Annotated in this window: 30 protein-coding genes and 1 pseudogene; 5 read left to right on the top strand and 26 right to left on the bottom strand. The window is 69.6% G+C overall.

Annotated features, from left to right (window positions below):
- Nucleotides 1-21: 21 nt before the first annotated feature.
- Together OJ997_RS24910 and OJ997_RS24905 are read left to right on the top strand one after the other, a co-directional pair.
- Nucleotides 22-1,623, top strand: a complete 1,602-nt coding sequence (locus OJ997_RS24910; protein WP_270027967.1) for a CocE/NonD family hydrolase — start codon at nucleotides 22-24, stop codon at nucleotides 1,621-1,623.
- Nucleotides 1,620-1,763 (top strand): hypothetical protein, encoded by a 144-nt coding sequence (locus OJ997_RS24905; protein WP_270027966.1) that lies wholly within the window; start codon nucleotides 1,620-1,622, stop codon nucleotides 1,761-1,763. Before OJ997_RS24910 ends, OJ997_RS24905 begins: the two co-directional genes overlap by 4 nt.
- A 6-nt stretch (nucleotides 1,764-1,769) precedes the next feature.
- Here OJ997_RS24905 and OJ997_RS24900 read toward each other — a convergent pair whose 3' ends face one another.
- The 3 genes from OJ997_RS24900 to surE all read right to left on the bottom strand — a co-directional run bounded on the left by OJ997_RS24900 (nucleotide 1,770) and on the right by surE (nucleotide 6,805).
- Nucleotides 1,770-3,944 carry a bifunctional metallophosphatase/5'-nucleotidase gene (locus OJ997_RS24900; protein WP_270027965.1) on the bottom strand — a complete coding sequence of 725 codons (2,175 nt, stop codon included), beginning with the start codon at nucleotides 3,942-3,944 and terminating at the stop codon, nucleotides 1,770-1,772.
- A 61-nt stretch (nucleotides 3,945-4,005) separates the two neighbouring features.
- The gene (gene ligA, locus OJ997_RS24895; protein WP_270027964.1) at nucleotides 4,006-6,003 is read right to left on the bottom strand and encodes an NAD-dependent DNA ligase LigA; all 1,998 of its coding nucleotides are present in this window, start codon (nucleotides 6,001-6,003) and stop codon (nucleotides 4,006-4,008) included.
- A complete protein-coding gene (surE, locus tag OJ997_RS24890; RefSeq protein WP_270027963.1) occupies nucleotides 5,984-6,805 on the bottom strand; it encodes a 5'/3'-nucleotidase SurE in 822 nt (273 codons plus the stop codon). The genes ligA and surE overlap by 20 nt, the downstream gene beginning before the upstream one ends.
- Nucleotides 6,806-6,876: 71 nt before the next feature.
- Here surE and OJ997_RS24885 point away from each other — a divergent pair, with 71 nt between their 5' ends.
- Together OJ997_RS24885 and OJ997_RS24880 are read left to right on the top strand one after the other, a co-directional pair.
- Entirely contained in the window at nucleotides 6,877-7,872 is a 996-nt protein-coding gene (locus OJ997_RS24885; protein ID WP_270027962.1) for a hypothetical protein, read from the top strand.
- A 40-nt stretch (nucleotides 7,873-7,912) separates the two neighbouring features.
- Nucleotides 7,913-8,905 carry a GGDEF domain-containing protein gene (locus tag OJ997_RS24880; RefSeq protein ID WP_270027961.1) on the top strand — a complete coding sequence of 331 codons (993 nt, stop codon included), beginning with the start codon at nucleotides 7,913-7,915 and terminating at the stop codon, nucleotides 8,903-8,905.
- Here OJ997_RS24880 and truA read toward each other — a convergent pair.
- From truA to rpmJ, 7 genes are all read right to left on the bottom strand, one after another.
- On the bottom strand, nucleotides 8,896-9,609 hold the full coding sequence (gene truA / locus OJ997_RS24875) for a tRNA pseudouridine(38-40) synthase TruA (RefSeq protein WP_270028008.1): 714 nt from the start codon (nucleotides 9,607-9,609) through the stop codon (nucleotides 8,896-8,898). The two genes, OJ997_RS24880 and truA, sit on opposite strands and share 10 nt — an antisense overlap.
- A 1-nt stretch (nucleotide 9,610) precedes the next feature.
- Nucleotides 9,611-9,967 carry a 50S ribosomal protein L17 gene (gene rplQ / locus OJ997_RS24870; RefSeq protein ID WP_270027960.1) on the bottom strand — a complete coding sequence of 119 codons (357 nt, stop codon included), beginning with the start codon at nucleotides 9,965-9,967 and terminating at the stop codon, nucleotides 9,611-9,613.
- A 4-nt stretch (nucleotides 9,968-9,971) separates the two neighbouring features.
- The gene (locus OJ997_RS24865) at nucleotides 9,972-10,958 is read right to left on the bottom strand and encodes a DNA-directed RNA polymerase subunit alpha (protein ID WP_270027959.1); all 987 of its coding nucleotides are present in this window, start codon (nucleotides 10,956-10,958) and stop codon (nucleotides 9,972-9,974) included.
- 84 nt (nucleotides 10,959-11,042) lie between these two features.
- Nucleotides 11,043-11,189 (bottom strand): hypothetical protein, encoded by a 147-nt coding sequence (locus OJ997_RS24860; protein WP_270027958.1) that lies wholly within the window; start codon nucleotides 11,187-11,189, stop codon nucleotides 11,043-11,045.
- A gap of 6 nt (nucleotides 11,190-11,195) precedes the next feature.
- The gene (gene rpsK / locus OJ997_RS24855; RefSeq protein WP_270027957.1) at nucleotides 11,196-11,591 is read right to left on the bottom strand and encodes a 30S ribosomal protein S11; all 396 of its coding nucleotides are present in this window, start codon (nucleotides 11,589-11,591) and stop codon (nucleotides 11,196-11,198) included.
- Nucleotides 11,591-11,974, bottom strand: coding sequence for a 30S ribosomal protein S13 (gene rpsM / locus OJ997_RS24850; RefSeq protein WP_270027956.1), 384 nt, complete (start codon nucleotides 11,972-11,974; stop codon nucleotides 11,591-11,593). Before rpsM ends, rpsK begins: the two co-directional genes overlap by 1 nt.
- Before the next feature lie 12 nt (nucleotides 11,975-11,986).
- The gene (gene rpmJ / locus OJ997_RS24845) at nucleotides 11,987-12,100 is read right to left on the bottom strand and encodes a 50S ribosomal protein L36 (protein WP_081685960.1); all 114 of its coding nucleotides are present in this window, start codon (nucleotides 12,098-12,100) and stop codon (nucleotides 11,987-11,989) included.
- Nucleotides 12,101-12,399: 299 nt separating this feature from the next.
- Between rpmJ and OJ997_RS24840 the strand changes: the two genes are divergently transcribed.
- Nucleotides 12,400-13,143 carry a Vps62-related protein gene (locus tag OJ997_RS24840; protein ID WP_270027955.1) on the top strand — a complete coding sequence of 248 codons (744 nt, stop codon included), beginning with the start codon at nucleotides 12,400-12,402 and terminating at the stop codon, nucleotides 13,141-13,143.
- Here OJ997_RS24840 and map read toward each other — a convergent pair.
- From map to rplP, 16 genes and pseudogenes are all read right to left on the bottom strand, one after another.
- Nucleotides 13,091-13,876, bottom strand: a complete 786-nt coding sequence (gene map / locus OJ997_RS24835; protein WP_270027954.1) for a type I methionyl aminopeptidase — start codon at nucleotides 13,874-13,876, stop codon at nucleotides 13,091-13,093. The genes OJ997_RS24840 and map overlap by 53 nt on opposite strands.
- Nucleotides 13,873-14,532, bottom strand: coding sequence for an adenylate kinase (locus OJ997_RS24830; protein ID WP_372517932.1), 660 nt, complete (start codon nucleotides 14,530-14,532; stop codon nucleotides 13,873-13,875). Before OJ997_RS24830 ends, map begins: the two co-directional genes overlap by 4 nt.
- Nucleotides 14,533-14,543: 11 nt before the next feature.
- Nucleotides 14,544-15,812 (bottom strand): preprotein translocase subunit SecY, encoded by a 1,269-nt coding sequence (secY, locus tag OJ997_RS24825; RefSeq protein ID WP_270027952.1) that lies wholly within the window; start codon nucleotides 15,810-15,812, stop codon nucleotides 14,544-14,546.
- Between the two features lie 6 nt (nucleotides 15,813-15,818).
- Nucleotides 15,819-16,337, bottom strand: coding sequence for a 50S ribosomal protein L15 (gene rplO / locus OJ997_RS24820; RefSeq protein ID WP_270027951.1), 519 nt, complete (start codon nucleotides 16,335-16,337; stop codon nucleotides 15,819-15,821).
- Nucleotides 16,334-16,516 carry a 50S ribosomal protein L30 gene (rpmD, locus tag OJ997_RS24815; RefSeq protein ID WP_270027950.1) on the bottom strand — a complete coding sequence of 61 codons (183 nt, stop codon included), beginning with the start codon at nucleotides 16,514-16,516 and terminating at the stop codon, nucleotides 16,334-16,336. Before rpmD ends, rplO begins: the two co-directional genes overlap by 4 nt.
- Before the next feature lie 107 nt (nucleotides 16,517-16,623).
- Nucleotides 16,624-17,130: pseudogene (gene rpsE, locus OJ997_RS24810) on the bottom strand (30S ribosomal protein S5); the annotation flags it as partial.
- A gap of 23 nt (nucleotides 17,131-17,153) precedes the next feature.
- Nucleotides 17,154-17,507: a 50S ribosomal protein L18 gene (gene rplR / locus OJ997_RS24805; protein ID WP_270027948.1), complete on the bottom strand. Its 354-nt coding sequence runs from the start codon at nucleotides 17,505-17,507 to the stop codon at nucleotides 17,154-17,156.
- The gene (gene rplF / locus OJ997_RS24800) at nucleotides 17,504-18,037 is read right to left on the bottom strand and encodes a 50S ribosomal protein L6 (protein ID WP_270027947.1); all 534 of its coding nucleotides are present in this window, start codon (nucleotides 18,035-18,037) and stop codon (nucleotides 17,504-17,506) included. Before rplF ends, rplR begins: the two co-directional genes overlap by 4 nt.
- Nucleotides 18,038-18,043: 6 nt before the next feature.
- On the bottom strand, nucleotides 18,044-18,451 hold the full coding sequence (gene rpsH / locus OJ997_RS24795; protein WP_270027946.1) for a 30S ribosomal protein S8: 408 nt from the start codon (nucleotides 18,449-18,451) through the stop codon (nucleotides 18,044-18,046).
- Nucleotides 18,452-18,458: 7 nt separating this feature from the next.
- A complete protein-coding gene (locus OJ997_RS24790; protein WP_121251772.1) occupies nucleotides 18,459-18,644 on the bottom strand; it encodes a type Z 30S ribosomal protein S14 in 186 nt (61 codons plus the stop codon).
- 19 nt (nucleotides 18,645-18,663) lie between these two features.
- Complete coding sequence (rplE, locus tag OJ997_RS24785) at nucleotides 18,664-19,260, bottom strand: 50S ribosomal protein L5 (protein WP_270027945.1); 597 nt, start codon at nucleotides 19,258-19,260, stop codon at nucleotides 18,664-18,666.
- Complete coding sequence (rplX, locus tag OJ997_RS24780; protein ID WP_270027944.1) at nucleotides 19,260-19,577, bottom strand: 50S ribosomal protein L24; 318 nt, start codon at nucleotides 19,575-19,577, stop codon at nucleotides 19,260-19,262. Before rplX ends, rplE begins: the two co-directional genes overlap by 1 nt.
- 2 nt (nucleotides 19,578-19,579) lie before the next feature.
- Nucleotides 19,580-19,948, bottom strand: coding sequence for a 50S ribosomal protein L14 (gene rplN / locus OJ997_RS24775; RefSeq protein WP_270027943.1), 369 nt, complete (start codon nucleotides 19,946-19,948; stop codon nucleotides 19,580-19,582).
- Nucleotides 19,945-20,472 carry a 30S ribosomal protein S17 gene (rpsQ, locus tag OJ997_RS38150; RefSeq protein WP_372517931.1) on the bottom strand — a complete coding sequence of 176 codons (528 nt, stop codon included), beginning with the start codon at nucleotides 20,470-20,472 and terminating at the stop codon, nucleotides 19,945-19,947. The genes rplN and rpsQ overlap by 4 nt, the downstream gene beginning before the upstream one ends.
- A gap of 31 nt (nucleotides 20,473-20,503) precedes the next feature.
- Nucleotides 20,504-20,716, bottom strand: coding sequence for a 50S ribosomal protein L29 (gene rpmC / locus OJ997_RS24765; protein ID WP_270027942.1), 213 nt, complete (start codon nucleotides 20,714-20,716; stop codon nucleotides 20,504-20,506).
- A complete protein-coding gene (gene rplP / locus OJ997_RS24760) occupies nucleotides 20,716-21,132 on the bottom strand; it encodes a 50S ribosomal protein L16 (protein ID WP_270027941.1) in 417 nt (138 codons plus the stop codon). Before rplP ends, rpmC begins: the two co-directional genes overlap by 1 nt.
- Nucleotides 21,133-21,263: the final 131 nt, after the last annotated feature.

The following is a 21,263-nucleotide window of genomic DNA, read 5'->3' as shown; positions in this document are numbered from 1 at the left end:
GCGGGGTACTAAGCGGGAGCCATGCGCTTCCGCACCGTCCTCGCCTTCGCCGGCGCCGCTGTTCTCTTCGCACCGTCCGCCGCCCAGGCGCGCGACGCCACCGTCACCTCGTTCGACGGGACCCAGATCGTCCTGTCCTTCCACCCGTCGCCGAGCGGCGGGAAGGCGCCGACGATCCTCCAGGGCCACGGCTGGGCCGGCTCGCGCCAGACGAACCCGGACGCCGCCAGTGACGAGGCGACCGGCAACGTCGGCGTCGGCGCGCTGCGCAAGGCCGGCTTCAACGTGCTCACGTGGGACAGCCGCGGCTTCGGGAACTCGGGCGGCACGGTCACCGTCGACGCGCCCGACGCCGAGGCGCGCGACGTCCAGGCGCTGATCGACTGGCTCGCGCAGCAGCCCGAGGCGCAGCTCGACAAGGCCGGGGACCCGCGCGTCGGCATGACCGGCGTCTCCTACGCGGGCGGCATCGAGCTCACCACGGCGGGGATCGACAAGCGCATCGACGCGATCGCCCCGATCATCGCCTGGCACAGCCTCACGACGTCGCTCTACAAGGAGGAGACGGTGAAGGGCGGCTGGGCGTCCGCGCTCGTCGCCGCCGGCCTGCCGACCTCGAAGGGCCGGCTGGACCCGCACATCGTGTCCGCGTTCACCAGCGGCGTGACCACCGGCAAGCTCTCCGACGAGGACCGCAACTGGTTCGCCTCGCGCGGCCCCGGCGACCTCGTCAAGCAGATCACGGTGCCGACGTTCCTCGTCCAGGGCACCGCCGACACGCTCTTCACGCTCCAAGAGGCGATCACCAGCTACGGCATCCTGAAGGCCAACGGCGTGCCCGCGAAGCTGCTGTGGTTCTGTGGCGGCCATGGCGTTTGCCTGACCGGCGCCGGCCCGGCCGGTCACATCGAGGCCTCCGTCGTGGCATGGCTCAAGCGCTACGTCGCCAACGACACCGCCAGCGACACCGGCCCGAAGTTCGAATGGCTGGCCGACGACGCGCAGTGGCGCTCCACGGCCGACTACCCGGTCGCGCCGGGCGCGCCGGTCACCGCCTCCGGCAAGGGCACGCTGGTACTGAATCCGCTCGACGTCGTCTCCGGCACGATCGCCAGCGCCGGCCGCGCGGTCAACGCCGTCAACGTCCCAGTCACGGCGACCGCCGCCGCCCAGATCGTCGGCCCGCCGGAGCTCTCGCTCACCTACTCGGGCACCGGCGTCGGCACGCACATCTTCGCGCAGCTGGTCGACGAGAAGCGCGGCGTGGTCGTCGGCAACCAGGCCACGCCGATCCCCGTCACCCTCGACGGCCAGCCGCACACGATCAAGCGCCCGCTCGAGGCGATCGCCGCCTCGGCCCCCGCAGGCGCGAAGTACACGCTGCAGCTGATCGGCGGCACGCAGCTCTACGGCCCGGTGCGCGGCGCGGCGACCATCACCTTCGCGAGCGTCGACCTGTCGCTGCCGACGATCGGCGCGAGCGCGGTGAGCGGCGGCGCGAACGTCCTCGCTCCCACCCGCACGTGCCTCTCCCGCCGCCAGTTCGCGATCCGCGTGCGCGGCGCGAGCCCGAAGGTGACCGTCGACGGCAAGCGCGTGAGGTCCGCAAGGGCCGCGCCGTGATCGACCTGCGCGGCAAGCCGAAGGGCACCGTGAAGGTCAAGGTCACCGTCAAGCGCAAGGGCAAGACGGTGCGCGAGACACGGAGCTACAAGACGTGTAGCGCGAAGTCGGGCACCGCACGTGGCGGTGCCCGACCCTAGGCGCGGTTACGGCGTGGTGCGGAGCGCGATCCGGCCGCTGCCACCGTTCGGGTAGCGAGCGGCGGTCACCACGCCGCCGAGGCCACCGGCGGCGCCAGGCGTCGTGATGAAGTCGTACAGCGACGCCTGGTACGGATAGAAGCCGTCCTGGCCCGGGCGGTGCGCGAACTGGAACGTCGTGCCCGTGAACGGGTAGCTGTCCCCGTTGTTGGCGGTGAAGTTCGACGTCGCGATGTTCACCGTGCGGTTGGAGACGACAGCGCCATTGGCGATGAGCTGCTCGCCGTCGCTGCCGTTCGCGTTGGTCAGCCACAGGTCACGCACGCGCGTGCCGGGCGTGGTGATCGTCGTGCCCGTCTGCACCTGGGCGGTGTAGAGCGCGTTCGTGCTCACGTTCATGCGGAAGCCCGAGATCTGCGGGAACTTGCCGTCGCCGGTCGGGGTGCGCGAGACGCCCCACTCCATCAGCGACTTGAGCTGCGCGACGCTTACGTTCGGCACCGTGACCATCACGTTGTCGAACGGCAGCACGTCGAACGTCTGCTTCTCGTTGAGGTTGCCGGGACCCGCGATCGAGGTGCGGATGCCGCCGCCGTTGGAGAACGCGATGTCCGCCACCGGGCGGTTGTCCGCGGCCGCGGTGCGGTTGGCGGCGAAGCGGAAGCCGTCGGCGACGAGGTTGCCGAGGTTGGACTCCTTGATCCGGATCGGGTCCGGGTTGCCGCCGTCCAGCGCCACCTCGGTGGTGCCGATGACGTTGGCCGCCAGCGCGGCCTTGTAGGTGTCCAGCGGGTCGGTGACGTTCGCCTTCAGGAACGCGTCCTGCGGCGACACGACGTCCGGGTCGGCGGCGAGCGCGGAGACGCGCACCGGGCCCGACTTGGCGGCGTCGGTCTCGACGATCTTGCCGGCACCGTCGAACTTGACCGTGAGACGGCCGACGTAGCGGTACTCGCCCTGGGTCGTGACGACCGGGACGGTGTTGCCGTCGAGATCCGTGCTCGTCGCCGGGTACGTGCCCGCCGTGCCCGGGCGCGGGCCGCCCGCGAGGCCGTTGGTCGGCACGAGCAGGTCGTTCTGGCCGGCCAGCAACTCGTCGCCGCCGCCCGAGATCACGATGTCCACGTTGCGCAGGCTCTTGACCAGCGTCTTCTCGTACTCCAGGTTCTGGAGGTGCGAGGACATGATGATCTTGTTCACGCCGGCCTTGGTCAGCCGCTCGGCCTCGGTGTTGACGATCCCCGCGACGTCCGCGAGGAACTTCACGTTCGGGCCGGGCGAGGAGATGTTCGGCACGTCCGGCGTGGTGACGCCGATGATGCCGATCTTCTGGCCGCCCTTGGTGACGACGGTCGAGTCGGCGATCCGGCCGCTCGCGCGCAGCGGGGCCAGCGACGGCTCGGCGCTGAAGTCGGTGTTCGCCGTGATGAACGGGACGGTCGCCAGCTCGGGCGAGGAGATGAGCTGCGCGAGGCGCGTCGGGCCGAAGTCGTACTCGTGGTTGCCGATCGTGATCGCGTCGTAGCCGATCCGGCCGAGCGCGATCGCGTCGTAGAAGGACCCTTGGCCGGCGTCCCGGCGCTCGAAGGAGGCACGCAGGTTCAGGCCGGCGAGGAAGTTGTCACCCGAGGTGACGACGACGGTGCCCTTGTCCTCGTTGGCCGCGGTCGGCACGCCCTCGGCCTCGCCGCGCAGGCGGTCCAGCACGGTCTTGAAGCGGGTGACGCCGCCGTAGTTGACGATCGAGTCGCCGACGCCGTACTTGGACTCACCGTCGTTGTTGTGCAGCAGCGTGAGCCGGAAGTCGCGCGGGGCCGCCGGAGTGGGGGTCGGCGCGGGCGCGGCGGGCGTCGTGACGGTGACCGTCGGGCCCGGCACCGTGACCGTCTTGGTGACCTTCTGGATCCAGAAGACCGTGCGCGTCCCGCCGGAGCAGTACGTGGTCACCGTGCGGACACGGTTCTTCGTCGGCCGGCTCGTCGAGCGCTTGCGGATCCTCGACGCCGACTTGCTCTTCCCGCACGAGCGGCTGAGGTTCTTCAGCGTCGTCTTGGGCAGCGCGTCGACGGTGTTGACCGTCACCGTGTGCTTGGGCTTGGCCTTGGCCGCGTGGGCTCCGGCGGGCAATGCGAGGGCGAGGACCACCGCACCGAGTGCCGTCGAGCGGACGACGTGTGACATTCGCAAAAGACTCCTTCCAGGTGAGACGTGTGGCGTCCGTGCCAGAAGCCACGTCGGGAGCCTATTGACTCGCGGCGAGAAGCTCCAGCAGTCCGGCTTCGTCGAGCACGGAAACTCCGAGCCGCTCGGCCTTCTCGAGCTTGGAGCCCGGGGAGGCGCCGGCGACGACGTGGCTCGTCTTCTTGGACACGCTCCCGGTGACCTTGCCGCCCAGGGCGAGAATGCGCTGGGTGGCCTCCTCGCGCGTGAGGTCCGGGAGCGTCCCCGTGAGCACGAACGTCTGCCCGGCCAGCGGCCCTTCGCCGGGCGGCGGGCCATCCTCCTCCAACCGCAGGACGCCCCGCAGGTCCTCGAACAGCGGCCGGAGCTCCTCCAGCTGGGAGTGGATGAGCTCCGCCACCACCGGCCCGATGCCCGGCGTCTCGGCGATCTGCTCCGGCGTGGCCGCGAGCAGCGCGTCGGCCGTGCGGAACTGCTGCGCGAGGCTGCGGCCGGTGACGTAGCCGACGCCCTCGATCCCGACGGCGAACAGGACGATGCCCAGCGGCTGCTCGCGTGAGGCCTCGATCGAGGCCAGCAGCCGGTCCACGCTCACCTCGCCGAAGCCCTCGAGCGCCAGCAGCGCGTCCCGGTCCAGCCGGTAGAAGTCGGCGACGGACGTCACCAGCCCGAGCCGCTGGAACAGCGCGACCTGCTTCTCGCCCAGGCCGTCGATGTCCATCACGTGCGCGAACGTGGTCAGCAGCTGCCACCGGCGCTCCGGGCACTCGCGGTTGGGGCAGCGCGTGAAGACGCCGGACTTGACGGTCGGCGTGTCGCAGAACGGGCAGTGCTCCGGCGGCAGCGGCGGCGCCCCGCGGTCCGGGCGCTCCACCGCGTGCGGGGCGGGCGAGATGACCTGCGGGATCACGTCGCCGGCGCGCAGGACGATCACGTCGTCGCCGACGCGGACGTCCTTGCGCGCGAGGTCCTCCTCGTTGTGCAGCGTCGCCGCCTTGACGGTCACGCCGCCGACGTGCACGGGCTCCAGGGCCGCGAACGGGTGCAGGTCGCCGAACTTGCCGACGTTCCAGTTGATCGCGTTCAGCCGCGTCACGGCGGTCGTCGGCGGGAACTTCCAAGCGATCGCCCAGCGCGGGTCGCGCCCGACCACGCCGAGCCGCCGCTGCAGTTCGAAGTCGTCGACCTTGACGACCACGCCGTCGATCTCGAAGTCCAGCGCGCCGCGGCGGTCCTGCCAGCGCAGGCACTGCGCCACGACCGCGTCCTCGCTCTCCAGGCGCTTGACATCGCCGTTGACGCGGAAGCCCTGCTCGCGCAGCCACGTCAGCGCCTCCCAGTGCGAGGACAGGCCGAGCGTGTTGACGCCGATCGCGTAGCACCACATCGACAGCGGCCGCTCGGCCGCGAGCGCCGGGTCCAGCTGGCGGATCGTCCCCGCGGCGCTGTTGCGCGGGTTGGCGAAGGTCGAGAGCCCGGCCGCGGCGCGCCGCTCGTTCAGGGCCGTGAAGTCCGGCAGCGACATGTAGACCTCGCCGCGGACCTCGACCTGCCCCGTGTAGGGGATCGTCTTCGGGATCGACTCCATCGTGCGCAGGTTGTGCGTGACGTCCTCGCCGACCACGCCGTTGCCGCGCGTGGCGCCCCGCACCAGCTTTCCGTCCTCGTACAGGAGCGACATCGCGAGGCCGTCGATCTTCGGCTCGGCCACGAACGCGAACGCCGGCGCCTCGATCCCCTCGCGCGCGAGGTGGTTGCGCATCCGCTCCACCCACGCCCGCAGCTCCTCCGCCGAGCGGGCGTTGGCCAGCGACAGCATCGGCTGGAGGTGCGTGACCTTCTCCAGCTTGGAGACGGGTTCACCGCCGACCCTCTGGGTCGGCGAGTCCGGGGTCAGCAGCTCCGGGTGCTCGCGCTCGAGGGCGCGCAGCTCGTCCAGCAGCGCGTCGTAGGCGTCGTCGCCGATCTCGGGGTCGTCGAGGACGTAGTAGCGCTGCGAGTGGTAGTTGAGCTGCTCGCGCAGCTCGGCCGCCCGCGCCTCAGGTGGTGGGGTCGACATCGTCGGCCTCGAGCAGCTGCGCCAGGTCGAACTCCCGCAGTGCCTCCATCCCGTGCTCGGCGGTGAGGTCGAAGTGCAGCGGCGTGACCGCGATCCGCCCCGCCGACACCGCGGCGAGGTCCGTGCCCGGATCGTCGTCGTGCACGGGCGAGTCGCCGTAGACGCGGTAGAGCTTGCGGCCCGTGTCCTCGTCGATCAGGTCCAGCCGGTCCTGGTAGATGCGCTTGCCGAGCCGGGTGACCTCGACGCCGCCGATCTCCCCCGCGGGCACGTTGATGTTGAGCAGCATGCCCTCCGGGAGCGGGACGTCGTCGAGCCGGTCGACGACCCGCGCGACGAACGCCGCCGCGCTGTCGAACACGAACTGGTGCCCGAGCCGGAAGTCCAGCTCGCGGCGCGTGGACTGCTGGGAGACGGCGATCCCCGGCACGCCGAGCATGATCCCCTCCAGCGCGGCCGCGACGGTGCCGGAGTAGGTGATGTCGTCGCCCAGGTTGGCGCCGTGGTTGATCCCCGCGACGACCAGGTCGGGCTCGAAGCCCTCGATCAGGCCGAGCGCCGCCAGGCGCACGCAGTCGACGGGCGTGCCGTCGCAGGCGTAGCCCACCGTGTCGTCCTCGAAGGTGACCTCCTGGACCCAGAGCGGGCGCCGGATCGAGATCGAGCGGGCGGTCGCGGACTGGTTCTCGTCCGGCGCCACGACGGCGAGCTCGACGTCGTCGAGCGCGACGAGGGCGCGGCGGAGCGTCTGGAGCCCCTCGGCCTCGATGCCGTCGTCGTTGGTCAGCAGCACGCGCAGCACGCGCCGGAGGATACGACGACTCTACGGACGGCCAGGCCCTGAGCCCCTCGCGCCGCCTAGGTTGAGTGGTCATGGTGGGGAAAGCATGCGCCGGTTTGCTCGCGGGTGGGGTCGCTCTGCTCGTCCTCGGCGCGCTCGCCTTCTACGGCCGCGCGGTCGTGCTCGACGAGCAGGCGTTCGCCGACCGCGCCGCCTCGGTGCTCACGCAGGACGAGGTCCAGGACGAGATCGGCCTGCGGCTCGCCGGTCGTGCGATCGAGGACGAGCCCGACCTCGCCCAGCTGCGTCCGACCGTCGAGGCCGCCGTCGCCGACGCTGTCCAGGACCCGCAGTTCCCGGCGCACTTCCGCGCCGGGACCCAGGCCATGCACCATGCGCTCTTCAGCGGCGGCTCGGTCGACCTCGTGCTCCCCGGCGCCGCGGCGGACATCCGCGCGGCCGTGCCGGAGCGCTCCCGGGCGCTCGCACTTCTCTCACGGGAGGACCCGAGCCTCTTCCACCTAGGCGGAGGTGGCGTGGAGAGCGGCCTGGTCGAGCTGGCGCCGGACGCCCGCCGCGCGGCGTCGCTCGCGCCCGTGGCGATCGTCCTCGGCCTCGCGCTGCTCATCCTCGCCGCCCTCCGCGCCCCCGACCGGCGGCGTGGCGCGCGCCGGGCCGCGCTCGCCCTCGCGGTCACCGGCGGCGTGCTCGTGGCCGCGACGACGATCGGCCGTGCCGTCGTGCTCTCCACCTTCGACACGAGCCACGGCGACGTGGTCGTGGGCACGATCTGGGACACGTTCCTGGGTGACCTGCGGCTGTGGGGCCTCGTCCTGGGCGCCGGCGGGCTGGTCGCCGCGGCGGTCCTCGAGCCCGGTGCGCGCGGCGCCTGGCGGCGACCGGTCACGCGGGCGCTCGCACCCTGCGGCACACCCGGCCGGCTCGCGCGCGCCGCGGCGCTCGTCCTCCTGGCCGCGGCGCTGCTGTGGATGCCGGAGGTCCCGCTCGACCTCGCGCTCGTGGCCGCCGCGGGCGTCCTGGTGTTCACGGCCGCCGCCGAGGTCGTGCGCCTGTCGTTTACTCGGTGATGACTGCGAGGTCGCGTGGTCGCGGCCGATTACCCGGTATATGGAGGCCTTGCTCCATCTGACCGGCACCGCGGTCTCCGATGAACGCCCGCTCGCCGGACGGATCGTCGGCTGGATGTTCGCGGTCGGGGCGGTGCTGACGACGATCCTCCCGCTCCTACCGGGCGCGGAGGGCGCGGTGATCACGCCGACGCTCCCGATCGGCATCACGGCGTTCTTCTGGGGTCTGCACGCGGCGCTGAGGATGGACTGGCGCACCGTGCCCGGCTGGGCCATGCACGCCGCGGTGGGCACCGGGATGGCGTGCGTCGCGATCGCCGTCCACGACACCGGCGGCGTCGACTCCCCGGCGCGCTTCCTGATCGCCCTGTGCCTGATCTTCGCCGCCTACTTCTTCTCTACGCGCGAGGCGTGGCCGTACTTCGCCGCCGCGCTCGTGGTCCACGCGCTGCCGCTCATGTACGACCCGGCGGCGATGCGCGACGCCCTGCTGGGCGAGCTGCTGATCCTCATCCCCTGCTACTGGCTGCTCGCGTTCCTGCTGCTGACGGGCAAGCGCGGGATGGTCGAGCTGCGCGCGCAGGCCGACCGGCTCGCGCGCGAGGATCCGCTGACCGGGCTCGCGAACCGGCGCGCGCTGCTCGAGGCGCTCGACGCGGGCGACGGCCAGGTCGGGCTGCTCACCCTGGACGTCGACGACTTCAAGGGCATCAACACGCTCTATGGACACCCCGGCGGCGACCGGGCGCTTGTGTTCGTGGCCAACGCGCTGCGCGCCTCCTCGCGCGAGCAGGATCTGCCCGCGCGCCTCGGCGGTGACGAGTTCGCGCTCCTGGCGCCGGGCATCGACGCCGCCGGGATGGAGACGCTGGCCCAGCGGCTGATGAGCGAGATCCGCTACGGCGACATCGTGCGCATCAGCGCGGGCTGGGTCGTCGGGCCCTCCGAGCCGCAGCAGCTGCTGCTGGAAGCCGACGAGGCGCTACGGGCGGCCAAGCGCACCGGCAAGAACCGCGCCGTCAGCTACGTGTAGCGGACGCGCTCGAGATAGAGCCCGTGCGGAGGCGCCGTCCGGCCCGCGGCCGAGCGCGGCGCGCCTTCGAGCAGTCGCTCGAACCCGTCCCGCTGCCCCTGGGCAGCCTCGAGCATCGTCCCGACGAGGATCCGGTTCATGTTGCGCATGAACGACAGCGCCTCGATCCGGAACTCCAGGAGCGGCCCGGTGCGGGTCCAGCTCGCGCTGAGCACGGTGCGCTCGAACCGCTGGTGATAGGTGTCGGTGGGCGTGAACGCCGTGAAGTCGTGCGTGCCGGGCAGGGCGGCGGCGCAGGCCTCCAGCACGCTGAAGTCCAGCGGGTACGGCCACCACAGGGCGCGGCCACGCTCGAACGGGTCGGGCGCGGAGCGGGCGAGCACGCGGTAGACGTAGGCGCGCGACCGCGCGTCGTAGCGGGCCGAGAAGTCGTCGGGCACCGCCTCGGCCTCGTAGACCGAGATCTCGTGCGGCAGCAGGGCGTTGACGCTCCGCAGGCGGGGCAGCGGGCCGGGGTAGGAGATCACCTGGCCCAGCGCGTGCACGCCGCGGTCGGTGCGACCGGCGACGGTCAGGTCGACCGGCTGGCGTAGGACGACCTGGAGCGCGTGAACGACTTCGGCGGCCACGGTCCGCAGGCCGGGCTGAATGGCCCAGCCGGCGAACGGGCCGCCGTCGTACGCAAGGGTGAGCTTGCTGGTCAGCTCAGACGAGCTCGATGTAAACCATCTCGGTCGAGTCCGAAGACCTCGGGCCGAGCTTGAGGATGCGGGTGTAGCCACCCGGCCGCTCCGTGTAACGCGGGGCGATCTCCTCGAAGAGCTTGTAGATCACGCCCTTGTCGGGATGCTGAAGGATCGACGTCGCCTGACGGCGAGCGTGGATGTCGCCCTTGCGCGCAAGGGTGATCAGCTTCTCGATCTCGGGCTTGACCGCCTTGGCCTTGGCCTCGGTGGTCTTGATCCGCTCGTGGTCGATGACCTCGATGCAGAGGTTGGCGAGCAGCGCCTTCCGGTGCGCGCTGTCGCGGCTGAGCTTATGGCGAGTCTTCTGATGGCGCATGATGTCAGTCGGTGCGCAGCGTCAGGCCCCGCTGCGAGAGGGTCTCGATGACCTCGTCGATCGACTTCTTGCCGAAGTTCGGGATGGCGGCAAGCTCGCCCTCCGACTTCGACACAAGGTCGCCAACGGTCTGGATGCCGGCACGCTTCAGGCAGTTATAGCTACGGACGCCGAGCTCGAGCTCCTCGATGAGGATGTCGTCCATCGGGCCGCCGCCACGCTGGCCGCCCGGAGCGAGCACGTTGCCGCCGGGGCCGCCGCCGTTGTCGAGCTGGAGGTTCGCGTGACCCTGGCGCAGGTCCTCGATGCGATCTTCGTCCGTGAAGATCGAGAGGCTCGAGATGAGGATCTCGGCGGCCTCGCGGAGGGCGGCCTGCGGGTCGATCGAGCCGTCGGTCTCGATGTCCAGCGTCAGCTTGTCGAAGTCCGTGCGCTGGCCGACGCGGGCCTGCTCGACGGAGTACGCGACGCGGCGGACCGGGCTGAAGATCGAGTCGATCGGAATGACGCCGATCGGCTGATCGGGCGACTTGTTCTCCTCAGCGGGGCGGTAGCCACGGCCACGGCCGATCGTGAGGTAGAGCTCGAGCTTGGTCTTCTTGTCGAGCGTCGCGATGTGCGCGTCCGGGTTGAGGATCTCGACGCCGGACGGCAGGTCGATGTCGCGCGCGGTGATCTCGCCGGGACCGGTCACGACGAGGGGCGCCTCGACCTCGGTGGCGTCCGAGTGCATGCGGCACACGATGCCCTTGAGGTTGAGGACGATGTCGGTGACGTCCTCCGTCACGCCCTTGATCGTGGAGAACTCGTGCGCCACCCCCTCGATCCGGACCGACGTCACGGCAGCACCAGCCAGGCTGGCGAGCAGCACGCGCCGCAGGGAGTTCCCGAACGTGTAGCCGAAGCCGCGATCAAGCGGCTCAACCACGAACTGTCCGCGGTTTTCCTCAACCGATTCGGACGTGATCCGGGGGATCTGGAAGTCGAGCATCAAGTTTCCTAACTTCGTTCTCGTGTGGGGAGCAAGCCCTGGCGTCACCGGTTTGTGCGCCCAAGGGGGTGGGGAAGTCTTTGCCTACTGGGGGTAGAGCCCCACGACGGGCCGCGCCTGGACCGGCGCGGCGTCGTCCGCGCGCTCGGCCTGGCGCAGCACCTTCGCGGTGAGCAGGTCGTGGTCTGCGATCACGTCGATCTCCCGCACCTGGTCGCTCGGGGGCCACACTTGGGGTTAGACGCGTCGCCGCTTTCGGGGACGGCAGCCGTTGTGGGCCTGCGGGGTGACGTCCTTGACGCCCGTGACCTCGAGGCCGGCGGCCTGCAGCGAGCGGATCGCGGTCTCACGACCAGAGCCGGGGCCCTTGACGAAGACCTCGACCTTCTGCATGCCCTGCTCGATGCCCTTGCGCGCGGCGGCGTCAGCCGTCACCTGCGCAGCGAAGGGGGTCGACTTGCGCGAGCCCTTGAACCCGGCACCGCCGGCGGACTCCCAGGCGATGACGTTGCCTTCGCGGTCGGTCAGGGCGACGATCGTGTTGTTGAACGACGTCTTGATGTGCGCCTGGCCGACAGGGACGTTCTTCTTGACCTTGCGGCGACCACGCTGGGGGCGGCGAGGAGCGGGCATTACTTCTTACCTGCCTTCTTCTTACCGGCGACCTGCATGCGCTTGGGACCCTTGCGCGTGCGGGCGTTGGTCTTGGTCTTCTGGCCGCGCACCGGCAGGCCGCGACGATGGCGCAGGCCGCGGTAGCAGCCGATCTCCATCAGGCGCTTGATGTTCTGGCTGCGCTCACGACGGAGGTCGCCCTCGACCACATAGTCGCGGTCGATGATGTCGCGCAGCTTGGACACCTCGTCGTCGGTGAGGTCGCGAACCTTGCGGTCCTGCTCGATCCCGAGTTCCGTGAGGATGTCGTTCGAGGTCGCGCGCCCGATCCCGTAGATGTAGGTGAGCCCGATCTCAACGCGCTTGTTGAGCGGAATGTTGATGCCTGCGATGCGTGCCATGCGTGACCGCCCTTACCCCTGCCGCTGCTTGTGCCGCGGGTTCTGGCAGATCACGAGCACCCGACCGTGGCGGCGGATGATCTTGCACTTTTCGCACATCGGCTTTACCGACGGTCGTACCTTCATGATCCCTTTCGGCTGATGTCCCAGACGAGGTGGCTCTGGTGGCCGAGATGGCCACCGCTACCATGCCCCCGGAGCGGTCACACGCAGAAGCCTCCCGGCTTCGAGCGCGACAGAGCAGGATAGCAAAGCATCCGGTGCGTCCGGTCCACATGCTAAGGCCCTGCAAACGGCCTATTTCGGCAGTTCCGTCGGGGTTGCGCACGCCGTCTCACGCGCGCGGCGTATCACGTTAGCGCACTGACGGTGTCGTTTCGGGGAGGAGTTCTGCAGAGGCCTTCGACGCGTCATCATCCTCGCCCGTGCTGGACACCGCGCCCGTCGTCGTCCACGACGCCCAAGAGCGCTCGCCGCTCACCGCCGTCGACAGTGCCCGCCCGGCGGTGTACACGCGCGCGGTCCCCGCCGAGCAGGGCGGGACGTGGCGCCAGTACTGGCTGTACTACCGCTACCAGGACCAGGATCGCGGCATCGTCCGCAGCGGCCGGCACGAGGGGGACTGGGAGCTCGTCCAGTACCGGGTCGAGGACCAGCGGATCGTCGAGGCCGTCTACGCCCAGCACTCGGGGCAGGAGCGCTGCGGGGGCGAGGAGATCGAGCTGCGCGACGGCCGCCCCGTGGTCTACGCCTCGCACGGGTCGCACGCGTCGTACTTCCACGCGGGCATCCGCGACCGGCTCTGGCCCGACCCCAACGACGAGTCCGACGGCCGCGGGCTCGCCACGTTCGCCCCCGTGGTCGAGATCACCAGGACCAGCCCGGCGTGGATGACGAAGGCCACGCCGTGGGGCGACTCGCGCGCTTCCCGCTTCGTCCCGATCGAGCAGGACTCGCCGCCCGGGCCCGCCTTTCAGCCCACGCGCTGGAACCCCGAGACGTTCGCGGCCAACGCGCGGGACTGCCAGGCCGACTGCGACACCGTCGGCGAGTGCGACACCCCCGAGAAGGCGCTCACCGTCACCGGCATCGGCGTGCTGCTGGGCGCGGCGCTGCTTACGCTGCGGCGGGCGCGGAGGCGGCGGCCTCCGGGTGATGCCACGGCGTGAGGATGCGCGGGCCGGAAGCCGTGATCGCGATCGTGAACTCGAAGTGGGCGGCCAGCGAGCCGTCCTGGGAGTAGATCGCCCAGCCGTCGTCGCCCATGCGGACCATGTGGCGGCCGGCGTTCACCATCGGCTCGACGGCGAGGACCATGCCCTCTTCGAGCGGCGTGCCCTTTCCCGGGGTGCCGTAGTTCGGGACCTGGGGCTCCTCGTGCATGTCCCGGCCGACGCCGTGCCCGACCAGCGACCGGACGATCGACAGGCCCTGGGACTCGACGTGCTGCTGGACGGCGTGCGAGACGTCGCCGAGCCGGTTGCCCGGCACGCACTGCTCGACCGCCTTGAACAGCGACTCGCGCGTGACGTCGAGGAGGTGCATCGCCACCGGCGACACGTCGCCGACCGGGAAGGTGCGGGCGGCGTCAGCGACCCAGCCGTCCTTCACCACGCCGATGTCGACGGAGATGATGTCCCCGCGCTGGAGCTTGAACTTGCCCGGGATGCCGTGCACGACCATGTCGTTCGGCGAGGCGCAGATCGAGCCCGGGAAGCCGCGGTAGCCCTTGAAGGCCGGCGTGGCGCCCTGCGAGCGGATGAACTTCTCGGCGGCCGCGTCCAGCTCCAGCGTCGTGACGCCGGGCCGGATCTTGCCCGCCAGCAGGTCCATCGTCCGCACCAAGATGTCTCCCGCCGCGGCCATCTGGTCGATCTCGGCGGGTGACTTCTTGATGATCACAGCCGCTCCTCGAGGCGCAGTGTCGCCAAGGTCGCGCGGATGTGGTCGTGGACCTCGGTCTTGTCGCGCGTCCCGTCGAAGCGCCGCAGGTAGCCGCGCTCCTCGTAGTAGTCGCGCAGCGGCTCGGTCTGCTTGTGGTACGTCGCGAGGCGCTTGCGGATCGTGTCCGGCTCGTCGTCCTTGCGGCGGAACAGCGGCTTGCCGTCCTGGTCGCAGACGTCCTCGTGCTTGGGCGGGTCGAACTCCACGTGGTAGAGATGCCCGTTCGAGCACTGGCGGCGCCCCGACAGGCGCTGCAGGACGACCTCATCCGGCGCGTCGACGAGCAGCGCCGCCGTGAGCCGCCGGCCGAGCTTCTCGAGCTCCTCCGTCAGCGCGTCGGCCTGGCCGACCGTGCGCGGGAAGCCGTCGAGCAGGAACCCGTCTTCGCCCTCTTCTTCGATCTTGTCGATGATCATCGAGATCACCAGATCGTCGGGGACGAGGTCGCCGTTGTCCATGTACTCCTGCGCGCGCTGGCCGAGCTCGGTCTTGCTCTCTTTGTGCTCGCGCAGGAGATCACCCGTGCCGATGTAGGCGAGCCCGAAGTCCTCGCGCAGGCGCGCGGCTTGGGTGCCCTTACCGGCCCCCGGGGGACCCAGGAGGATGAGGTTCAGCTCCGCCATGCCTACTTGAGGAAGCCTTCGTAGTTCCGCATCATCAGCTGCGCCTCGAGCTGCTTCATCGTGTCGAGGGCGACGCCCACGACGATCAGCAGTGACGTGCCACCGAAGTAGAAGCTCGACGGCGCGTTGGTCGTGGCGATGATGATGGTCGGCAGCGCGGCCACGGCTGCCAGGTAGAGCGCACCAGGGAACGTCAGGCGGGCCAGGATGCGGTCGAGGAACTCGGCCGTCGGACGCCCCGGGCGCACGCCGGGGATGAACCCGCCGTACTTGCGCAGGTTGTCCGCCTGATCCACCGGGTTGAACGTCACCGCGGTGTAGAAGTACGTGAAGATGATGATCATCAGCGTCTCGCCGACGACGTACCAGACGCCGCCGGGGTTGAACGTCGTCGCGAGCCCCTCGAGACCCGGGACGAGCTGACCGATCGTCGGCGGGAACGCCATGATCGACGCGGCGAAGATGACCGGGATCACGCCCGCCATGTTCACGCGCAGCGGCAGGTAGGTCTGCCCGCCCGAGCTCATGCGACGGCCGATCACGCGTTTGGCGTACTGGATCGGGATCCGGCGCTGGCCTTCCTGGATGAAGACCACCGCGGCCACGACGCCGAGCGCCAGGAACGGCAGGATGATCTTGAAGACCGGGTCCGGGTTGGTCCACCAGGTGGTCACGCCACCCGGCAGGCCGGCCACGATCGAGGCGAAGATCATCAGCGAGATGCCGTTGCCGATGCCGCGCTGCGTGATGAGCTCACCCATCCACATGACGAGGATGGAACCCGCCGTAAGACACAGCACGACGAGGATCACGGTGCCGGCGTTGAACTCGTCGAACACCGGCGTGCCGCCCGCAGAGCCCTGCGAGCGGAACAGGAACGTGTAGCCGACGGCCTGAGCGGCCGCCAGGCCGACGGTCAGGTAGCGCGTGTACTGCGTGATGCGCGCCTGGCCGACCTCGCCCTCCTTCTGGAGCTTCTCCAGCGAAGGCGAGACGACGACCAGGAGCTGCAGGATGATCGACGCCGTGATGTACGGCATGATCCCGAGCGCGAACAACGAGATTCTCGACAAGCCGCCACCGGTGAAGGTGTCGAGCAGGTTGAGCACGCCCGTCGAGTAGTTGTTCTGGATGTCCTCGACGGCGTCGACGTTGACGCTCGGGACAGGGATGAACGAACCGAGCCGGTAGAGCGCCAGGATCGCCGCCGTGAACAGCAGCTTCTTGCGGATCTCCGCGACGCGGAACGACTGCAGGATCGTGGAGACCACGGTGAGCTAGTCCTCGATGAGCTGAACGGTGCCGCCGGCGCTCTCGATAGCCGAGCGCGCGGAGGCCGAGATCTTGTGGACGTTCACCGTGTACTGCTTGGTGAGCTCGCCACGACCGAGGATCTTGACCGGCACGCCCCGCTGCTTCGCGAGGCCCGCGGCCTTGAGCTCCTCGAGCCCGATGGTCGCGCCGGTGTCGAAGCGCGCTTCGAGGTCGTCCAGATTCACGTGCTGCGTGTGCGTCCGGAACATCTCGAACGGCATCGACATCTTCTTGTTCGGCCCGCGCAACTTGCGCATCCGCATGTGCAGCGGATTCTGGCCACCCTCGAAGCGTGCGCGATCCTTCGCGCCGGCGCGCGAGTTGTAGCCCTTGTGGCCACGACCCGAGGTCTTGCCATGGCCGGAGCCATGGCCGCGACCGACGCGCTTGCGGTCCTTCTTTGAGCCGGGAGCCGGCTTCAGCGAATGGAGGCCAACCGCCTCGGCGGCCAGCTCCTCGTTGACAGCGTCACGCTCGCTCACGACTTCTCCTCAACCGTTACAAGGTGGCGCACGGCATGGACCATGCCGCGCAGCGGCTCCGAGTCGGGCCGCTCCACCGTCTTGCCGATGCCGCGCAGGCCGAGCGAGCGCAGCGTGTCCCGCTGACGGCCATTCGTGCCGTTCGCGGACTTGACCTGGGTGATGACGAGCTTGCTCATGCGGTTGCGACCTCCTCCGAGGTGGCCTCGGCCTGAGTGTCGTCGGCGTCCGTGGACGCACCATCGCCAATGGTCGAGGTCGCGACCGGCTGCTTGGAGCTCAGCCCGAGGACCTTGTCCACCGAGAGCCCGCGAAGCTTCGCGATCTCCTCCGGCTTGCGCAGGTCCTGCAGGCCGGCGATGGTCGCCTTGACCAGGTTGATCGGGTTCTGCGAGCCCAGCGACTTCGAGAGGATGTCGTGGATACCCGCGAGCTCGAGCACCGCGCGCACACCGCCACCGGCGATGACGCCGGTACCGGGAGACGCGGGCTTGAGGAACACACGGCCGGAGCCGAAGATGCCCGTGGTCTGATGGGTGATCGTCGAGCCGTGGCGCGGAACCTGGAACAGGTTCTTCTTCGCGCGCTCGACGCCCTTCTGGATTGCGAGCGGAACCTCGTTGGCCTTGCCGTAGCCAACACCGACGACGCCGTTCCCGTCGCCGACAACGACCAGCGCCGTGAACGAGAAGCGCCGGCCGCCCTTGACGACCTTGGCGACGCGGTTGATCTCGACGACGCGTTCCTCGAGGTCGTAGCCAGAGGCTGAGATGGATCGATCGGGGGCTGCCATGGAGTCCTTCGAGGGTAGCGGTCTTAGAAGCTCAGGCCGCCCTCACGGGCGCCCTCGGCCAGGGCCTTGACACGGCCGTGGTACTGGTAGCCGCCGCGGTCGAACACAGCGGTGTCGATGCCGGCGTCCTTGGCGCGGGTGGCGAGCAGCTTGCCCGCCTCCGTCGCCTGCTCCATCGGCTTGAGCGACTTCAGCGCGTCCTCGGTCCACTGGACCGAGGCCAGCGTGAGGCCGGCGTCGTCGTCGATGAGCTGGGCGAAGATGCCGCGGTTGGAGCGGAACACCGAGATGCGCGGGCGCACAGCGGAGCCGTGCACCTTCGCACGGACACGGCGGCGACGCTTGAGGCGCTTCGCAGGAGGAGACAGAACCGTCATGCGCGCTTACCGACCTTCCGGGCCACGTACTCGCCCTGATAGCGGATGCCCTTGCCCTTGTAGGGCTCCGGCGGACGCTGCTTGCGAATGATGGCCGCGATCTCGCCGACAACCTGCTTGGAGTTGCCCTTGATGATCACGCGCGTGGGCTGCGGGACCTCGAACTCGATGCCCTCCGGCGCCTTGATCGGCACGGGGTGCGAGTAGCCGAGAGCGAGCTCCAGGTCACGGCCCTTGAGCTGGGCGCGGTAACCGACGCCCTGGATCTCGAGCGTCTTCGTGAAGCCGACGGTCACGCCTTCGACCATGTTCGCGACCAGGGAGCGCGTGAGCCCGTGCAGGGCCCGGTGCTCGGCGCGATCGGTCGGACGGGAGACGAGCAGCTGGCCATCTTCCTGGACGACCTCGATGGCGCGGTTCTTGCGCTCCTCGAGGTTGCCCCGGGGCCCGCTGACGCGCACGACCTCGGGCTCGACCGTGACAGTCACGGACGAGGGCACGGGGATGGGCTTTCTACCGATGCGGGACATTGCGGATTACCAGACCTCGGCCACGAGCTCGCCACCGACGCCCGCAGCGCGGGCCTCGTGGCCGGTCATGACACCGTGCGAGGTGGACACGATGGTGGTGCCCATGCCACCGAGAACCTTCGGGATCGACTTGGAGTCGACGTACCGACGCTGACCGGGGCGGGACACCCGGCGCAGGCCGGAGATCACCGAAGTCCGGTTCTCAGTGTACTTGAGGCGGATGAGGATCTTGTCGGCGGCGGAGCCGGGCACGCCCGGAGCCTCGTCGAAGCCCTCGATGTAGCCCTGCTCCGTGAGGATGCGGGCGAGCTCGCGCTTGAACGTGCTGGAGGGGATCTCCACCGTCTCGTGCGCGGCCATGATGCCGTTGCGGATCCGCGTGAGGAAGTCCGCGATGGGGTCGGTCATCGACATGATGGACCTACCAGCTCGACTTCGTCATGCCGGGGATCATGCCGTTGTGGGCCAGCTGGCGCAGGCACAGACGGCAGATGCCGAACTTGCGGTACACCGCGCGCGGACGCCCGCACCGACGGCAGCGTGACTGCTGACGCGTCTTGTACTTGGGCGTGCGCTGCGAGGCGACGATCTTGGATGTCTTAGCCATTCGAGAAGTTCTCTCTTGTCTATGTTGCGGCGACGGCTTCGCTGTTGCGGAGGCTCACGTACTGCTTCGGGCGCCCGTCGCGTGCGAAGGGCAGGCCCAGAGCGTCGAGCAGCGTGAACGCCTCGCCGTCAGTCTTGGCGGTCGTCGTGATCGCGATGTCGAAACCACGGACGGCATCAACCGTGTCGTAGTCGATCTCCGGGAAGATGACGTGTTCCTTGATGCCCGTGTTGTAGTTGCCACGGCCGTCGAACGACTTCGGGTTCAGACCCCGGAAGTCGCGCAGGCGCGGGATGGCAACCGAGACCAGGCGGTCCAGGAACTCGTAGGCCCGCTGGTCACGCAGGGTGACCGTCAGGCCCACCGGCATGCCCTCGCGGAGCTTGAAGTTGGCGACGGACTTGCGCGCGCGGCGGATGTTCGGCTGCTGGCCGGCGATGTCGGCAAGTTGCGACTTCGCGGTCTCCAGCATCTTGGAGTCCTGCTTGGCCTCGCCGACGCCCATGTTGAGCGTCACCTTGACCAGCTTCGGCGCCTGCATCGGCGTCGAGTACTTGAACTCCTCCACGAGCTGCGCGCGGATCTCGTCGTTGTATCGGTCCTTCAGTCGTGCCATCAGTCGAGCTCCGTACCAGAGCGACGGGAGACGCGCTTGCGCACCCCGCCCTCGCGAGTGACTCCCACACGCGTGGGCTTGTGGTCCTTGGGGTCCACGAGCGCCACGTTGGAGATGTGAATCGACGCCTCGCGCTCGATGACGCCGACCTCGAGATTGGGTCGGCCCGGCACCGGGCGCTGGTGGCGCTTGATCATGTTCAGGCCTTCGACGTACACGCGCTGGTTCGCCGGCTCGACGCGGATGACCTTGCCGGTCTTCCCCTTGTCCTTGCCGGAGATCACGATCACCGTGTCGTCGCTGCGAATCTTCGCCATGGCTAGAGCACCTCGGGCGCGAGCGACACGATCTTCATGAACCCGCCGTCGCGCAGCTCGCGCGCCACCGGGCCGAAGATGCGCGTGCCGCGCGGGTTGTTCTGAGCGTCGATGATCACGGCAGCGTTCTCATCGAAGGCGATGTAGGTGCCGTCCTCGCGCCCGAACTCCTTACGGGTGCGCACGACGACCGCCTTGACGACATCGCCCTTCTTGACCGTGCCGTTCGGCGTGGCCTGCTTGACCGTGGCGACGATGATGTCCCCCACGCCCGCGTAGCGACGGCGCGAGCCGCCCATGACGCGAATCGTGAGGATCTCGCGCGCGCCGGTGTTGTCGGCGACGCGCAGTCGGGTCTCGTTCTGGATCACTTGGCACGCTCCAGGACCTCGATGAGGCGCCAGCGCTTGGTCCGCGACATCGGCCGGCACTCCTGGACGCGAACCGTGTCGCCCTCATGGGCGTTGTTGCTCTCGTCGTGGACGTGCAGGGTGATCGAGCTGCGGAGGATCTTGTGGTAGCGGCGGTGCCGGCGAGCGATGTCCACGCGCACGACGACCGTCTTGTCCGGCTTGTCGGACACCACGATCCCCTGGCGCACCTTCGGACGGCCCGGGCCGTGCTCGGGAGCGTGCTGCTCCTCGACGGCGGGGGCGGCCGCACGCGCCTCGGCGCGCTTGACCTTCTGCTTCGCGCGGTAGCGACGCCGCTGGGCGGCGTTGCGCTCCTTGTGGGCCTGGCGCTCGGCCAGGCGCTCCTCGAGCGTGCGCGGGCCGTCGGCCTTCTTGGCCTTGGCCGCACGCGCGGCAGCGTTGCGCTCACGGCGCGTCGCCGTGGGAGCGGAGGGCTTCTCCTCGGAGGCAGGCGCTTCGGCGGCCGCCTCCGTGGAGGTCACCTCCTCCACGTTCTCAGTTGTCTCTTCGGATTCAGCCATTGTTCTTCTGTGTCGGGTCGATGCCGCGCTGACGCGCGACGGTCAGGGCGCGAGCGACGTCGCGCTTGGCGGAGCTCATGCCCGCGGTGTTCTCCAGCTCGCCGGTGGCGTGCTGCAGACGCAGGCCGAACAGCTCACGCCGGGCCGTGGCGAGATGCTCGCGCAGGCCCTTGTCGTCCAGGTCGCGAAGTTCGGACGCCTTCATCACTGACCGTCCTCTCGCAGCACGAACTTGGTCTTCACGGGCAGCTTGTGGCCGGCCAGGCGCATGGCCTCGCGAGCGAGATCCTCCGGCACGCCGGAGAGCTCGAACATCACGCGACCCGGCTTGACGACGGCAACCCAGCCCTCCGGGTTGCCCTTACCGGAACCCATGCGGGTCTCGGCCGGCTTCTTGGTGAAGGCCTTGTCCGGGAAGACGTTGATCCACACCTTGCCGCCACGCTTGATCTTGCGGGTCATCGCGATACGAGCCGCCTCGATCTGGCGGTTCGTCAGCCAGCCCGCTTCGGTGGCCTTGAGGCCGTACTCGCCGAAGTTGACCGTCTGCTGACCGCGCGAGAGGCCATGCCGGCGCCCGCGATGGACCTTGCGGAACTTGACGCGCTTAGGGGAAAGCATCAGCGACCACCTCGCGGGGGACCGCCCTGACCGCCACGGCCACCGCCGCCGCCGAAGCCGCCGCCTCCGCCGCCACGGCCACCGCCGCCGCCGAAGCCACCGCCTCCGCCGCCACGGCCACCGCCGCCGCC

This window comes from Solirubrobacter phytolaccae (genome assembly GCF_027587195.1).
Taxonomy (GTDB): Bacteria; Actinomycetota; Thermoleophilia; order Solirubrobacterales; family Solirubrobacteraceae; genus Solirubrobacter; species Solirubrobacter phytolaccae.
This window is presented reverse-complemented; position numbering and strand designations above follow the sequence as displayed.